Origin of the sequence: Pseudoalteromonas sp. B62 (assembly GCF_037162565.1) — a bacterium.
Lineage (GTDB): Bacteria > Pseudomonadota > Gammaproteobacteria > Enterobacterales > Alteromonadaceae > Pseudoalteromonas > Pseudoalteromonas fuliginea.
On sequence record NZ_JARLVB010000002.1, the window covers coordinates 2,226,819 to 2,242,722 of the forward strand.

A 15,904-nucleotide genomic window follows, 5' to 3' on the forward strand; every position below is an offset into this window, starting at 1 on the left:
ATGAGACTTAAATTAAATAAATTATTTGCTGCATCTCTAGGGTTAACAATGAGTGTACCGGCTACCGCTGAGGATATAGAGCTCTACGTGAATCATAATATTAACGTGGATGAAAAACCACGTGTGCTGCTTATATTTGATACATCGGGAAGTATGGCGTTTTCATCAAGTTCGGGTAATGATTGTGGGTACAGTAATAATCTAAGACGCTATATATTATGCTCGGATAGTCGCCTAGGTGCGGCACAATATGCGATGAATAAAGTTATAGAAGATAACGATAATATTGACTTTGGTTTAATGCGTTTTAAAGAGACTGATGGCGGTTATATTATAAATGGCTTGGGGAAAGACCCCTCTGTGGTTAAATCGTCAATCGCAAATTTACCAGCGGATGGTGGAACGCCGCTAACAGAGACACTCTGGGAAGCCTATTTATATATTACAGGGCAAAGTGTGAGCTATGGCTTGGGAGCAAGCGAAGTTGAAAGAGATACCAGTGTTGAAGATATTGTAACGACTCAGATAGAAAAAGAGCATTGCTATTGGACTGGTTGGGGGCAAAATCGCAGAGAGGTTTGTTATAACTATTATGATACACAAACTACTTATACGTATGTTTCTCCATTTAATGACAGCGTAGAGGAAGCGAAGCGTTGTGATAACTCAGTAAATATTATTTATATGACTGATGGTGATCCGTCAGGAGATAATGATAGTGATAGCGTAATTAGTGATGAGCATAAGAAGTACTTTGGGCAAGGCCTAAATTGGAGTACTGATAGTTATTACAGTAGCTATTTACATCAGTTGGCTAAAGTTATTCATGGTACGAGTAATGTAAAAGTAGATTTGTATCCAGCGACTCCTGATATTCACGAGACAGGGCGTCTATACACAATAGGTTTTGGTTCTGGAATGAGCGCTAAGGGGCAAGAGCTTTTAGTTAAAGCTTCGTCATTAGGTGGTGGCGAAAACTTTCCAGCCAGTACCCCAGATGAATTATCTAAGTCACTAAATAAAGCAATTTCTAAAATTCGAGAAGTAAATGATAGCTTTTCATCGCCATCTGTAGCGAGTAATAACGTCGATCAAACTCGTAGTCGAAATGCTATTTATTTCGCTATGTTTTATCCTGAAATAGGTACTAGGTGGAAAGGAAACTTAAAAAAATTAAAAGTTTCTGGTAGCCGTATTATTGATTCAACGAATAAAGCGGCGCTTGATTCGGATGGTTTGATTGATGATGATGCAAAAACCTATTGGTTACCAAGTGATCAGTCAGCTGATGGAAGTTTGGTTGCAGAAGGTGGTGTAAATTATCACTTAAGTTCACTCACTGGCAGTGATGCTTTAAAAAGGCGGAATCTTTATACAAATAAGCAAGGAAGTATTGTTGAATTTAACACCACGATTGTAAGCGAGATACTTGATTCATTAGATGACAATCCGATTACTTTAAGTAGCTCTGATATTAAATGGTCTATGGGTATTGATGTTGATGATGAAAACGGTGATGGCGATAGAACAGATCAAAGAGGTAATATTTTTGGTGACCCCCTGCATTCTAAACCGATAGCGATAGATTACGGCAATGATGATATTCGTATTCTAATAGGCACTAATGCTGGATTTCTGCATATGTTCAAAGATGATGATGTTAATAATGAAGTGAGCGAAAGTTGGGCATTTATACCTTCTGATCTATATGACATTATTAAACCTCTTCGCAATAATGAAACCGGTAAACTGTATGGTATGGATGGGCCGATTAGTGTTTATTTTAATAATAAAAACCTAAATGATAATGGCTTAAATGATGGTGTTATTGATGCAAGTCAAGGTGATCAAGTCTGGGCTGTAGCAGGTATGCGACGTGGTGGTAAAAACTATTATGCACTTGATATTTCAGACCCTAGTGAGCCAAAAAAGTTGTGGGCACAGCCAATCGAAGGTGGTAAAGGCGATTTTAAAGAATTAGCTCAAACGTGGTCAAAGCCACAGATTGCTTACATAAAAGCATTTGGTGACAAGCCGTTACTTGTGTTTGGTGCAGGGTATGATACGAATAAGGATGCGGCTATTCGAAGTAAAGATAATATAGGTAGAGGTATTTATATTGTTGAAGCTGAAACAGGAAAAAGAGTATGGGCGCTCACCCCTGATATTAATGGATTTGAGGGCGAACACAGTATTGCTGCTAATGTTTCTTTACTTGATTCTGATTACGATGGATACATTGATAGAATTTACGCATCTGATACTGGAGGAGATATATGGCGTATTGATATGCCAGGAGACGATGTAAATAAATTTAGTCACTTTAAGTTTGCTGAATTGGGAAGTAGTCAAGCAACAGAAGATAGACGCTTTTTTTATAACCCATTAATAGTAAGAACGATGTTTAGCAAAGTTTCTGAAGTGACTGTAAATGGTAAAAAAGTTATAACTCGGCTAGATACACCCTTTGATGCTGTGGTATTAGGGAGCGGTAATCGTTCGAAACCGAATGATACCAATGAAAAAGATCAATTGTTAATGATTCGAGATGAAAATACGGTAACACGAACGTTTACAACAAATACACCAGATGCGATTAAACTAGCTGATTTAATGCCGATGAATTTAGACCCTTTTGGTAATGCATTAAATGATGTTGATAAATTTGTCGACTTAGAAGTAGATTTAGCTGGATTCAAGGGCTGGCACTATGAATTAGGCACAGGTGAAAAGTCGTTAGCTGCAGCTGCCGTTGTAGGTGGTGTTGCTTATTTTTCATCATTTAAGCCAGCTTCAGATACGTCAACTGAAAACCAATGCTCGCTTAGTGGGGGAGGAGGTTCTTTATATGCATTCCATTTACACTACGGGACGAAAGTGTATGACGAATTAAAATTTTCCACGAGTTATGATGTACCCGATACAGCACAGCTTTATTTTGGCGAAGGAGAATCTTGTGTGGATGCAAATAACAATGGTAAATGTGATGCAGAGCCTATTCTGGATGAAAATGACCCCACACCACCAGATATCATTGATACAGACATAGATGTTAAAATGGAAAGTCAGTTCTATTTAATTGGCCCTGGCATCAAAGGCGAAAATGCTGAAAATCCAATGAAACCAGTCGAGATTGTAGGGCCTGGGTTAAATGTTGTTGATGGTAAGATTAAGTTAGTTAATGATGTTCAACCTATCGGCTTTGGCTTCAAAACGCAGCAAACCTATATTTATAAGCGTGAAGAAAATGACGAAATCAAAAATTAAGGAAAAATAGATGAGCAATAAACAAGGTGGATTTACGTTAATTGAGCTAATGATAGCTGTTGCTATCGTTGGTATATTAGCTTCAATAGCATTACCTAATTACACTGAGTATGTTAAGCGCACTTCGCGTGCTGAAGCCGCTGCGGCATTATTGGATGCGGCAAATAAAGAAGAGCAGTTTTTTGTTGATAATAGGGAATACACAGAATCGTTTGATAACCTTGGTATTAATAATAAAACAGAAAGTAAACACTTTGAACTCAGTATCGAAGTGAAACAAACGAATACGTTTACCATTAAAGCAAAGCCCATAGGTGGCGCAGTGAAAGGTGATGGTGATTGTACTGAACTATCTATTACTGATATTGGCTTAAAGGGTGCAAAAGGTACTAAAGGATCTAGTGATGTTGACTATTGTTGGGGTCGGTAATTACTAGTTAACCTGAACTTTGGATAATAAATCTATCTCAAGCAGCTATTTTCAGTACTGACTGCGTTGAATTTACTTGCAATAGGCCAGCTATTGCAAGTAAATTAGCCTTGTTTTCACTGAAAATCTCTGGCTAGAGAAAATAAATTTAAACATCACTATGATTAAATACGTTAGTAAACCTCTTAACCAGAGTTCAGGTTAGTTACTTTTTTGACATATATCGGTTGATTTAATTCGTATTCGACCCGTTTGACTTACTGACAAGGCAAGCCCTTCAAGATTTGCCTTGTCGCTATTTGGACAATAGATAAAAGTGCCATTTTGAAAGCCATTTAGTGAACCGTCAGGCCTAAAAGTTATTGCATCACGAGGGTATTTTAAGCTATCTGCATCATGAGTATGTTCAAATGTACTCAAAAGTAGTTCATCGTTATTTAGTGTAGTGGATTTATCATTATCGATAAATAAGGAGATTCGACCGTCCCAATCATCTTTCACACATTCCTTTTCTTTTAACGTACATAGCGTAACGTAGGTGCTATTTTCGATTGCATACAGCCGTGCGTAGTTAATATTACGATGTAATAGGTTAACTTGATTGTCGGCACGATTTAAGGCTAAAAAATCTGAAAAGAACCATATTGAAAGCTGACTGATGATAGCAATGATTGATAAAGCCACCATTAACTCTATGAGAATTATCCCTAATATTTTGTTTGAACGTGTTTTAAACCTCATCCCTGAAGCCTTAAATCAATCTAAATGATTAATTTAGTCTAGTAAATAATCAGAATATGACAAATTTAATTAGTGTGTTTTTTAATCACATTTTTCTGTGGTATCTCCTAGATAAAAGGCTGTTCCTGATTGAGAAACTCTGAGCGCTTTATTGTTTTCAGTACCGTTATTGGGGCAAAAGATAAAGTCGCCTGGATTAGTCGTGATACGACCGCTGGTATTAAAGCGCAGCATTTTTTCATTTCCAGTGTATTTTAATTTATCTGTAGAACTAATTTTTTCCATTGCTCTAAAAATAGTGTCTGTTTTTCTATTAAATTTACCATTGTTATTTTTATCAACAAATAATGCTATTACCGAATCGCCTTGCCATGTGTTTTGACAATTAAAGAATTTATTTTCGCTTATCTTATTTAATGGTCCAGGGCATAGCACCATTATTTCATCAGTACTTGCTGCTTGAGAACGTGCATAGCTAATATTTCTTTTCAACTCTAACAAAAAATTTTCAGCCCTATTTTCTTCAAGCATGTCGCTACTGTTCCAAAAGGCAATAGAGGCAATAATACCCACAATAGCAACAGTGACCATTAATTCTAAAAGGGTGAATCCGTTTTGTTTATTGTTCATATTAATCTCATTACTGCGAGTTGTTTAAGTATAGCTATTTTTATTTGGTAAATTATACCATGGTTGATTGTTTTATCACCGTCATTCAATTGCTTTGTTTGCTATGAACTCTATGATTGTCTAAAATCGAAGCATCTGAAGCTTTAAAAAAGTAGTTAACATGAAAAAAATAGAAGCAATTATTAAGCCTTTTAAACTCGATGATGTACGTGAAGCATTGTCTGAAGTAGGTATCAATGGAATGACCGTAAGTGAAGTTAAAGGTTTTGGTCGTCAAAAAGGGCACACTGAGCTGTATCGTGGTGCGGAGTATATGGTTGATTTTTTGCCAAAAGTAAAATTAGACATCGTACTTGGTGATGATGATGTTGAACGTGCTATAGAAGTTATCGTTAAAACAGCGCAAACAGGAAAAATAGGTGACGGTAAAATATTTGTCACTGATGTTGAGCGTGTCGTACGGATCCGAACAGCAGAAGAGGATGAAGACGCGATTTAACGTTTAAATTAATACAGGGCCTGTTTATACCAACCTGCATAAATCTTTGATCAATTTAACGAATTAAATTGCACTATAACGTCGTTAAAAATTTTTTATTTACGACTGCATGGATGCAGGAGGTAGAGCAATGCAGGGAGCAATTGCCGAGAACAACTAGGTACAAAAATTTTTGCCTTGTTCTAGCGTAATTTTCTTAACGTTAAATAGACCCCATATATAAGCAGATTGGTATTACCTTTCAGGCTTAAAATTTGTTCTATTTAGGGGGGTAATCACGGCGCGAGGTTTGTAACTTAGTGGGCTTGGTAACTGCCCCTGTTTGATGCTATTGGCTTACATCCGTGAGAAAACAAGTCAAAATTGAGCAAAGATCCCGTGTCCTGCACACACCCCTAATAAAAAACCCCAGCTAATTACTTAGCAGGGGTTTGTGTATAAGAGGCAGCTTACAAGCGCTTTTTCTATTTGGTTCTATTATTCAGTTTTCGCGTTTGCTTTGCATGTTTGCTAAGTTCAGTTAACCCTAGTTTGTCGTAACTTTTTTCCATCATTTCAAGTGCAGGGTCTAAATAGCTGCTTTGTGAATAATGCTCAACAACAAATTTACCACGATTAGCTGCTGCTAAATAAGCTTCACGTTCGTAATAGTAAGTCGCTACTTTTAATTCGTAACGTGCCATGCGGTTTAACAGCCACACCAAACGACGTTTAGCTTCTGGTGCATAATCACTATCTGGAAAACGTTTAACCAATGTTGATAAATCGGTAAATGCAACACGTGTTCGGTTTGCATCACGGTCAGCTCTATCTACACCAAAGTATTCTTGAAATGCATTTTTGTCTGCTTTGATGTTTACCAAACCACGCATGTAATACATGTAATCTAAATCTTTATGATTTGGGTTGAGGCGTATAAAGCGATCGACTGTTGCTAATGCTTGCTCTGTATTACCCGATTGATAATGCGCATACACTAAATCCATTTGTACTTGCTTAGAAAACGGGCCAAATGGATAACGAGAATCTATTGCACTTAGAAGTTCAATTGCACGTGCATATAAACCAGAATCTAGTGTTTCTTTTGCATCTTCATACAAAGCTTGTGCTGATCTGTTTGGTACACGTTGAATATCTTCTTGGTCAGGCGCAGACGAACAAGCGCCTAAACTAAGTACAGAAACTGAAAAAACAATGGCAAATGCACGTTTCCCTATTTTATTTATCATTTTATTTGTTACCTTCGATGTCTTCGGCTAGGCCAAGTCGGTAAAACCGAGTAAACTATACGTATTATATTATGCTTTTATTAAAAGCGATTCTAACCCAGTCGAGCAAAGCTTGCACTGGTAAATTGGGTAAAGTTACTAATGACAGAGCAAATTTCTCTTCAAGCCGAGGTTCCAACCGACTTAGGTGGTAAACGTCTAGACCAAGTATTAGCGCAATTGTTCCCTGATTATTCACGTTCACGTATAAAAACATGGATTTTGGATGATAAAATTACTGTTGATGGCGAAATATTAAACACACCACGTACTAAGTTATTAGGTGGTGAGCTTCTTAATGTTGAAACAACTATTGAAGCACCGCGAGAATACCTTGCACAAAACATCGATTTGAACATAGTTTATGAAGACGATCATATTTTGGTCATCAATAAACCAATGGGACTTGTGGTCCACCCTGGGGCAGGTAATCCAGATGGCACAGTATTAAATGCGCTATTACATCACTACCCGGAAATTATCAATGTTCCGCGAGCTGGTATTGTGCACAGGTTAGATAAGGATACGACAGGATTAATGGTTGTAGCTAAGACGATCCCTGCACAAACGCATTTAGTGACAGCATTGCAAAAACGTGAAAACTTCACGCGTGAATATGAAGCGCTTTGTAATGGAACGATGACCGCTGGTGGCATGATTGAAAAGCCTATTGGTCGCCATGCGACACAGCGTACACACATGGCTGTTCATGAAATGGGCAAACCTGCTATTACGCATTACCGTGTGGCTGAAAAGTTTCGCGCACATACTCGCTTACGTTTGCGCTTAGAAACCGGTCGTACACACCAAATTCGTGTTCATATGGCTTACTTAAATCACCCATTAATAGGTGATCAGTCTTATGGCGGCCGTCCGCGTCCACCAAAAGGTGCAACTCCTGAGTTATTTGAGCTACTTCGTAGTTTTAGACGCCAAGCTCTCCACGCGGTTAAATTAAGCATTGCTCATCCTATTACGGGTGAAATGATGACATGGCAAGCGCCTATACCTGATGATATGGTTGCTATGACGCTAGCACTACGCGAAGACACCAAAGCTAATCCTGATATAGATAGATAGTGAATTTATTATCAGCGACATGGCAAAACCTTCATAATGTAGGTACGTTAAGTACTACATGTGAAGGTGGTGTTTCTCAAGTCCCATTTAAAAGTTTAAACCTTGGACTTCATGTTGGTGATAATAAAGAGTACGTATTAAAAAATCGCGCATTGTTAAATACGCATATTCCAAAACCAGCGGTATGGCTAAATCAAGTTCACAGTAACAATGTTGTTATTGTTGATGAGCATTTTGACTTCACTGAGTTACATAATGCTGATGCTCTTTATACACAACTAATCGATCAACCACTTGCTATTATGACTGCTGATTGCCTTCCCATATTATTAAGTAGTAATGATGGCAATGAAGTTGCGGCCATTCACGGAGGGTGGCGAGGGTTAGAGCATGGTATAATTAAAAGTACTCTTGATTGTTTTGATGCAAAGCATAAGGATATCAATGCATGGTTAGGTCCTGCTATTGGTCCAAATAAATTCGAAGTTGGCTCAGACGTTTTTGAGCTATTTCAAGCAAAATCATCTCTTTTTGTTGAAGCGTTTAAACTACAAACTAACCACAAATACCTTGCCGATATTTATAATATTGCTCGTATATTACTAAATAAATCAGGTATAAAAAAATTACAGGGGAGAGTACTGCACTGTTTCTCGCAAAGACCTGTTTTTTCTTATCGTCGTGATGGCCAAACTGGACGCATGGCAAGTTTGATCTGGCGCAAGTAATTTATCATTGTTGTGATTATATTTTCTGCTACACCTTGAACAAACGCCTAAACATACCCATTAATTAAGCAATTAGATTATTTGATAGGTAAACCCTTATGCGTTTAGATCGATTTACAAGTAAATTTCAATCTGCGCTTTCTGATGCGCAATCGCTGGCACTTGGCCGCGATCATCAATTTATTGAACCTGTACACTTAATGTACTCATTGCTTCAGCAAAGCGGATCAAGTGTTCGAGCGCTATTTGCCCAAATAGGTATAAGTGCAGACGAACTCAATACCAAGCTCTCCCAAGAAATAGAAAAGCTATTTAAAGTAGAAGGGGTCGGCGGTGATGTTCAACTGTCCAATAATATGGTGTCGCTTATCAACTTATGCGATAAATATGCGCAAAAGCGTAAAGATAAATACATCTCTAGTGAATTATTTGTACTTGTTGCATGTGATGATAAAGGCCCGCTTGGGACTATTTTTAAAGCGTTAAATATAACCGCCAGCAAAGTTGAGAGTGCGATTAAGGCGATTCGTGGAGGTCAAAAAGTTGATGATCCAAATGCAGAAGAAACACGCCAAGCATTAGAAAAGTTCACCATTGATTTAACTGAACGCGCTGAGCAGGGTAAGCTTGACCCTGTTATAGGCCGTGATGATGAGATTCGCCGTACGATTCAGGTTCTGCAGCGCAGGACTAAAAACAACCCTGTACTAATAGGTGAGCCTGGCGTTGGTAAAACAGCAATCGCTGAGGGCTTAGCGCAGCGTATTATTAATGGTGAAGTACCTGAAGGATTAAAAAATAAACGCGTACTATCACTTGATTTAGGCGCGTTAGTTGCGGGTGCTAAATACCGTGGCGAATTTGAAGAACGTTTAAAATCAGTATTAAATGAATTGGCTAAAGAAGAAGGCCAAGTCATTTTATTTATTGATGAAATACATACTATTGTGGGTGCGGGCAAAAGTGACGGCGCCATGGATGCGGGCAATATGCTAAAACCAGCATTAGCGCGCGGTGAATTACATTGTGTTGGCGCAACCACGCTTGATGAATACCGTAAATACATAGAGAAAGACGCAGCGCTTGAACGTCGCTTCCAAAAAGTACTCATTGAAGAGCCTTCAGTCGAGGATACCATTGCTATATTACGCGGCTTGAAAGAGCGATATGAGTTACATCATTCAGTAGAAATTACAGATCCCGCTATTGTTGCAGCAGCGCAGTTATCTCACCGCTATATTAGTGATCGTCAATTACCAGATAAAGCGATTGATTTAATAGATGAAGCGGGTTCTTCAATTCGTTTGCAAATTGATTCAAAACCAGAGTCATTAGATAAACTCGAACGTCGTATTATCCAACTAAAGTTAGAAGATAATGCACTAGCGAAAGAAAAAGACGAAGCAAGCCAAAAACGCCGAGCTGAAATGCAAGAGTTGATCACCGACCTTGATGGGCAATATCGTGAGCTAGACGAGATATGGAATGCTGAAAAAGCATCACTTCAAGGCACGCAAGTAATTAAAGCTGAGCTTGAACAAGCAAGATTAGATTTAGATGTAGCGCGAAGAGCGAGTGATTTACAGCGTATGTCAGAGCTGCAATACGGGCGAATTCCAGAGCTTGAACGAAAGCTTGATTTAGCCTCACAAGCCGAAATGCAAGAAATGACTCTGCTTAAAAACCAAGTGGGAGAGGATGAAATAGCAGAAATACTCTCTCGCTGGACCGGTATACCGGTATCGAGAATGCTACAAGGTGAGCGTGAAAAGCTACTGCAAATGGAAGAAAAACTTCACGGCAAAGTAATTGGGCAAGATGAGGCTGTTGTTGCTGTTTCTAACGCAATACGACGCTCACGTGCCGGACTTGCTGATCCTAACCGTCCGATTGGCTCATTTTTATTTTTAGGCCCAACGGGGGTTGGTAAAACAGAGCTAACTAAAGCACTGGCTGGTTTTATGTTTGATACCGAAGATGCCATGGTGCGTATCGACATGTCTGAGTTTATGGAAAAACATTCAGTTGCGCGTTTAGTTGGAGCACCTCCTGGTTATGTGGGTTATGAAGAAGGGGGTACTTAACTGAAGCAGTGCGTCGTAAACCTTATTCGGTAATACTGCTTGATGAAATCGAAAAAGCACACCCTGATGTATTTAATATCTTACTGCAAGTATTAGATGATGGCCGATTAACTGACGGGCAGGGTAGAACCGTTGATTTTAAAAATACCGTTATTATTATGACTTCAAACCTAGGCTCAGATATTATTCAAGAGCAGGCTGGAAATAATGATTACACAACACTTAAAGCTAAAGTGATGGATGTATTAATAAATGAATTTAGGCCTGAATTTATAAACCGTATAGACGAGACGGTGGTATTTCATCCATTAGCTAACGAACATATCAAAGAGATTGCTGATATTCAGTTAATGAAATTACGTGAGCGTTTAACTGAAATGGGTTACTTACTGGAAATAACGGACACTGCGCTTGAACGCATTGCAGCAAGTGGTTTTGATCCCGTTTATGGCGCGCGTCCACTTAAACGTGCGATTCAACAAACCATTGAAAATCCACTCGCGCAAAAGTTACTCAGTGGTGATTATCTACCTGGCAGTGTTATCATTATTGATGCAACCGATGAAGGTCTAGTATTTACAAATCGCTAATCAATAGAAGTTAAATATATAAAGCCGCTACCTAAAGTGACACCCAATAGTTGGACATTCCAATTATTGTGGGCCACTTCAATCAGCGGCTTTTTTATAGGTGCTAATTTAAACTTTAAACGTAAGTAAAAGGTCATTTACTTTACGAGAACCTTCAACCAACTCTGCTGCACCTTTTGCGACATTAAAACTTAAATTGAGATTTTCGTCACCAAACCCCTTAATCTGCGATACATTATTACCAATATCATTACTAACTACCTGTTGCTCTTCTGCTGCGGTCGATATTTGAATTGCTAGTTGAGAAATCTCACTTATTTGAACAAAAATACCATCAAGTTCGATCTGAGTTTTAGCTGTTGTATCTACGCAAGTATCGGCTTGAGTTTTAGTGCTCTGCATTACTTTAGACCAGCTAAATAAGGTATCTTGTATTTCTTTAATTGAGCTATGGATTTGTGTTGTTGCATTTTGAGTCCTTGACGACAGGGTTCTTACTTCATCTGCTACAACGGCAAAGCCTCGACCATGTTCGCCTGCTCTTGCTGCTTCTATTGCTGCATTTAATGCCAGTAAGTTTGTTTGATCCGCAATCCCTTCAATTTCACTCATCACTTGACCTATTTTATCAGCCTCAGAAGCTAAGCTGCTTGCGGTTGTCGCGGCTTGTTCCACCTGTGTTGCTAAATCAGACACCATGATACTGTTTTCGGCAATATGATTTTTAATATCAGAGCAGCTTTGGTGAGTGAGGTTTACTTTATCTGCTGTTTCTGTGGTGCTATTTGATATTTCACCAATTGTTGAGCTCATTTGTGCCATAGCTGATGCTATTTGTTCTAAACGCTCACCTTGTGCCGCAATACCTTTTTCAGTCATCGCGGATTGTTTATCTAAGTCGGTCGCAATGTTATTAAAGCTTAATGTTGAATCTTTCATACGACCAAATACAGTACGTAATTTTGCACTGATCATTTGTTCTCTGTAATCACTTATACTATGCGGGTTATAGCCGCTATAAATATAACGAGATACCGAATCAGACTTAGCTTTTTGATCACGTAATATTTTAGGTGTCACAATTAGCTCTTCATAATTAAGAGCAATAACTAAACAGCAAATAAATAAGTTTATTAAGGCAATGCTTAGCGAACCAAATAGAGCAACATACATTAGCCATAGTAATACGCATACAAAGCAGATGCTTTGTCTTATTGTTGTTTGTTCTTTGAGGCTAAATAGTGACTTACCCGCATTTATTTTATTATATAAGTCTTGTGCTTGTTGTTTTAGTTGTTGGCTTGGTTTTGTTCTTACAGATTGATAGCCAATAAGCTGACTATGTTCAAAAATAGGCGTTACAAATGCATCAACCCAATAGTAGCGGCCATCTTTACAGCGATTTTTTACCATACCTCGCCAAGAATGGCCTTGTTTTAAGATCTCCCACATTTCTTTAAATGCTGCTTTAGGCATATCAGGATGACGTACTATATTATGATTTTTTCCTATGAGTTCTTCTGAGGTGTATCCAGCGATGATACAAAATTCTTGATTAGCATAAGTTATTACTCCCTTAGGTCAGTCGTAGAAACAAGTTCTTGTGACTCATCAAAATGGACTTCTTCATTTTTTAAGCTTTTATTATTGCGCATTGTATTTTTTATCATCCTTTATCGTTGGCGTCATTATATTGCTTGTTAACTACAAAGCAAAAAAACAAAGTATTTCTTTAGTACTTATAATTTAAATTTCATATTTTTATGATCTACATCAAGTAATTGAATTGTTAAGCTGATTATTGAAAGTTAGGTGAGCCAATGTCGTGTAAGTGCCGGTCTATTTATTGATGAAATTTAATCTTTACTCTGAACGCAGATTAAAATGAATCGACTGCAAGTAGATTCAACACCGTAAGTACTGCAATGAGAGATTTTGAGTCGCGTGAGTCTTCCGTTTTTTAGGTTAAATACCCATGCAAAAAAATTGTATAATACTAAGAGCGGTGGCAATATTAGGGTTTACTGTATGATGCATGCCATATCAAACGCATATCCAAATTGGATAAATGATAATTAATTTTGATAAATTGTTTTGTTCTTAGCAATTTAATCTTGAGTCTAGGTAATTAGCCCCCATAACCCTATGATTAAGCCACGTGGCCCGAGGAAGCATTTTTGACAACACATGATTTAACAAATACGCTAAACGCGTTATCAGCAAATGAGCATAAACACGCAGTTAAAGGCATTAAGCGTGGTATTGAGCGAGAGTCGTTAAGAATAAAAAACGATGGTGTTATATCAGCTCAAGGGCATCCTAAAGGGGTTGGAAGTGCATTAACTAATGGGCATATCACCACTGATTTTTCTGAGTCTTTGCTTGAGTTCATTACCCCTGTTAGCGAATCGTCTATACAGACACTTAAGCAATTAAAAGACTTGCAAAAATTCACTTTAGAAAAAATGGGCGATGAATTGCTGTGGCCTATTAGCATGCCGTGCTTTATTGAACATCAAGATGATATTGTATTAGCACAATTTGGCAGCTCAAATACTGGTCAAATGAAAACATTATACCGTGAAGGGTTAAAAAATCGTTACGGTAGTATGATGCAAGCAATTGCAGGCGTACATTTTAATATTTCTTTTCCTGACACACTTTGGCAATCAATTCATTCACTAAAACAAAGTAACGCCAGTTTACAAGATTTTATCTCTGATGGTTATTTAGCACTGATCCGTAATTTTAAACGCGAGCTGTGGTTAATAAGTTATATGTTCGGTGCATCTCCGGCGCTATGTAATTCATTTTTACAAGGTCGCAAAACCGACTTGCCATTTAAAAAATTAGGGAAAGGTACACTTTATTTAGAAGTCGGTACTGCACTTCGTTTAGGTAATCTGGGGTATACAAATAGCGCACAGTCATCATTGCGCGTAATGTATAATTCACTAGATGAATATGTAGCGGGTTTGAAAAAAGCGATCAATACCCCATCTGAAATCTATAGCGATATTGACGATTATACGAGTGAAGCTCCTAAGCAGCTTAATAAAAATATTTTGCAAATAGAAAATGAATTTTACTCACCAATTCGCCCTAAACGAAATGCTAAAAATGGTGAAACGCCGACAGACTCGCTGCTTAGAGCTGGCATTGAGTATGTAGAAATTCGCGCATTAGACGTAAACCCTTTTAGCGAAGTGGGTATTGATATAGAGCAAATTCACTTTTTAGATGTATTTTTAACATATTGTTTATTAAAAGATTCAGCTCCAATGGATTGGAAAGAACAAGCGCGTAGTACTGAAAACCTCGACACAGTAGTAAATCAAGGTCGAGAAGAAGGACTAATGCTTAACTTTAATAACGAAGAACGAAGCCTGCGGTCGTGGGGGCGAAATATTTACCCAGCTAACGGATGTTGCTAAATGGATGGATAATGCTTACGGTGTTAATTATTACTCAGATACTATAAAGCGTATGGCAACGTGGATTGATAACCCCGCACTGACTTACTCGGGGCGTTACGTTTCACAACTAAAAGAATCTGGTTTAGATAACGGGCACTTCGCATTAGCATTAGCTAATAAGTATAAAAAAGTCATGCTGAAACTGACTATAGTGAGTTTTTAAAGCCTTGGCTGGAACAACAAGTTATAGAGTCTAATGAGGCACAAGTGGCAATTGAGCAAGCGGATACGCAATCGTTCAAAGCATTCTTAGATGCATATTTTGCCAGTAAGTAAGTTTAATGCCCACTATTTTTAAACAAAAAAAACGCAGCCCAAGTTGGCTGCGTAAATACTTTTCAGGGATGAAACAATGCTGTACTGCTGCATTATAAAATCAGACCCACACTTTTTATAAAAGTTCAGTGAGATCTAAAAACATGAAAAAAAATGCACTAATGTTATCTCTAGCTATTACTCTTGCGGGGTGCGCTACAGCCCCACCAAAGCAACCGAATGATATTTGTAAGATTTTTAAGGAAAAATCCGATTGGTATTTCGATGCAAGAGACGCTCAAGAAAAGTGGGGTTCACCTAAGCATGTATTAATGAGCATGATGTATCAAGAAAGCTCATTTAAACACGATGCAGCGCCACCAATGGAATACTTTTTGTGGATAATTCCAACTGGGCGTGCCAGTGACGCTTATGGTTACTCGCAAGCTAAGACTCCTACATGGGCAGATTATATTCGCGAAACAGGTAATAATGGTGCTGATAGAGATGATTTTGATGATGCAATAGATTTTATGGCATGGTTTGTTTATAAAACGCATAAAGTGAATGGTATTTCTAAATGGGATGCTTATGCGCAATATCTTAATTATCACGAAGGCTGGGGCGGATATAAGCGTGGTACTTATAAAAAGAAAAAATGGCTAATGGGCGTCGCAAATAAAGTTAAACACCGAGCTAGTCGCTATGGCGCACAATTAAAGCGTTGTGAAGAAGAGCTTGATAAAGGGTGGTTAGAGCGATTATTTAGCTAATTAACCTGAATTCTGGATAATAAATCTATCTCGAGTAGCTATTTTCAGCGTTAACTTCATTGAATTTACTGAAAATCCCTTAA

9 protein-coding genes and 3 pseudogenes are annotated in these 15,904 nt (G+C 38.1%); 8 read left to right on the plus strand and 4 right to left on the minus strand.

Features of this window, described 5'->3' with window-relative positions:
* Positions 1 to 3,267, plus strand: a complete 3,267-nt coding sequence (locus P4S71_RS14550; protein ID WP_337150893.1) for a pilus assembly protein — start codon at positions 1 to 3, stop codon at positions 3,265 to 3,267.
* Between the two features lie 10 nt (positions 3,268 to 3,277).
* On the plus strand, positions 3,278 to 3,697 hold the full coding sequence (locus P4S71_RS14555) for a type IV pilin protein (RefSeq protein ID WP_337150894.1): 420 nt from the start codon (positions 3,278 to 3,280) through the stop codon (positions 3,695 to 3,697).
* Positions 3,698 to 3,898: 201 nt separating this feature from the next.
* Here P4S71_RS14555 and P4S71_RS14560 read toward each other — a convergent pair whose 3' ends face one another.
* Both P4S71_RS14560 and P4S71_RS14565 read right to left on the minus strand, forming a co-directional pair.
* A complete protein-coding gene (locus P4S71_RS14560) occupies positions 3,899 to 4,438 on the minus strand; it encodes a GspH/FimT family pseudopilin (RefSeq protein ID WP_007378370.1) in 540 nt (179 codons plus the stop codon).
* Between the two features lie 81 nt (positions 4,439 to 4,519).
* Positions 4,520 to 5,068, minus strand: a complete 549-nt coding sequence (locus P4S71_RS14565; RefSeq protein WP_096793485.1) for a GspH/FimT family pseudopilin — start codon at positions 5,066 to 5,068, stop codon at positions 4,520 to 4,522.
* Positions 5,069 to 5,228: 160 nt separating this feature from the next.
* Here P4S71_RS14565 and P4S71_RS14570 point away from each other — a divergent pair, with 160 nt between their 5' ends.
* Positions 5,229 to 5,567 carry a P-II family nitrogen regulator gene (locus P4S71_RS14570; RefSeq protein ID WP_008135742.1) on the plus strand — a complete coding sequence of 113 codons (339 nt, stop codon included), beginning with the start codon at positions 5,229 to 5,231 and terminating at the stop codon, positions 5,565 to 5,567.
* Positions 5,568 to 6,031: 464 nt separating this feature from the next.
* Here the strand turns inward: P4S71_RS14570 and P4S71_RS14575 are convergent, their stop codons facing one another.
* A complete protein-coding gene (locus tag P4S71_RS14575) occupies positions 6,032 to 6,796 on the minus strand; it encodes an outer membrane protein assembly factor BamD (protein WP_007378367.1) in 765 nt (254 codons plus the stop codon).
* A gap of 141 nt (positions 6,797 to 6,937) precedes the next feature.
* On the opposite strand from P4S71_RS14575, the gene rluD reads away from it, so the two are divergent.
* The 3 genes and pseudogenes from rluD (at position 6,938) to clpB (ending at position 11,317) form a co-directional block, all read left to right on the plus strand.
* On the plus strand, positions 6,938 to 7,915 hold the full coding sequence (gene rluD / locus P4S71_RS14580; RefSeq protein WP_007378366.1) for a 23S rRNA pseudouridine(1911/1915/1917) synthase RluD: 978 nt from the start codon (positions 6,938 to 6,940) through the stop codon (positions 7,913 to 7,915).
* Positions 7,915 to 8,643, plus strand: coding sequence for a peptidoglycan editing factor PgeF (gene pgeF / locus P4S71_RS14585; RefSeq protein ID WP_337150895.1), 729 nt, complete (start codon positions 7,915 to 7,917; stop codon positions 8,641 to 8,643). The genes rluD and pgeF overlap by 1 nt, the downstream gene beginning before the upstream one ends.
* 98 nt (positions 8,644 to 8,741) lie before the next feature.
* A pseudogene (clpB, locus tag P4S71_RS14590) lies at positions 8,742 to 11,317 on the plus strand (ATP-dependent chaperone ClpB).
* 108 nt (positions 11,318 to 11,425) lie between these two features.
* On the opposite strand, the pseudogene P4S71_RS14595 reads toward clpB, so the two are convergent.
* A pseudogene (locus P4S71_RS14595) lies at positions 11,426 to 12,972 on the minus strand (methyl-accepting chemotaxis protein).
* A 522-nt stretch (positions 12,973 to 13,494) separates the two neighbouring features.
* Between P4S71_RS14595 and gshA the strand changes: the two are divergent.
* Together gshA and P4S71_RS14605 are read left to right on the plus strand one after the other, a co-directional pair.
* A pseudogene (gene gshA / locus P4S71_RS14600) lies at positions 13,495 to 15,069 on the plus strand (glutamate--cysteine ligase).
* A 143-nt stretch (positions 15,070 to 15,212) separates the two neighbouring features.
* Entirely contained in the window at positions 15,213 to 15,821 is a 609-nt protein-coding gene (locus P4S71_RS14605; protein ID WP_007378361.1) for a transglycosylase SLT domain-containing protein, read from the plus strand.
* Positions 15,822 to 15,904: the final 83 nt, after the last annotated feature.

Excerpts from the sequence above, each read along its gene's own strand:
- P4S71_RS14550 (WP_337150893.1), top strand. The coding sequence starts at position 1 with ATGAGACTTAAATTAAATAAATTATTTGCTGCATCTCTAGGGTTAACA.
- P4S71_RS14555 (WP_337150894.1), top strand. The coding sequence starts at position 3,278 with ATGAGCAATAAACAAGGTGGATTTACGTTAATTGAGCTAATGATAGCT.
- P4S71_RS14560 (WP_007378370.1), bottom strand. The coding sequence starts at position 4,438 with ATGAGGTTTAAAACACGTTCAAACAAAATATTAGGGATAATTCTCATA.
- P4S71_RS14565 (WP_096793485.1), bottom strand. The coding sequence starts at position 5,068 with ATGAACAATAAACAAAACGGATTCACCCTTTTAGAATTAATGGTCACT.
- P4S71_RS14570 (WP_008135742.1), top strand. The coding sequence starts at position 5,229 with ATGAAAAAAATAGAAGCAATTATTAAGCCTTTTAAACTCGATGATGTA.
- P4S71_RS14575 (WP_007378367.1), bottom strand. The coding sequence starts at position 6,796 with ATGATAAATAAAATAGGGAAACGTGCATTTGCCATTGTTTTTTCAGTT.
- rluD (WP_007378366.1), top strand. The coding sequence starts at position 6,938 with ATGACAGAGCAAATTTCTCTTCAAGCCGAGGTTCCAACCGACTTAGGT.
- P4S71_RS14605 (WP_007378361.1), top strand. The coding sequence starts at position 15,213 with ATGAAAAAAAATGCACTAATGTTATCTCTAGCTATTACTCTTGCGGGG.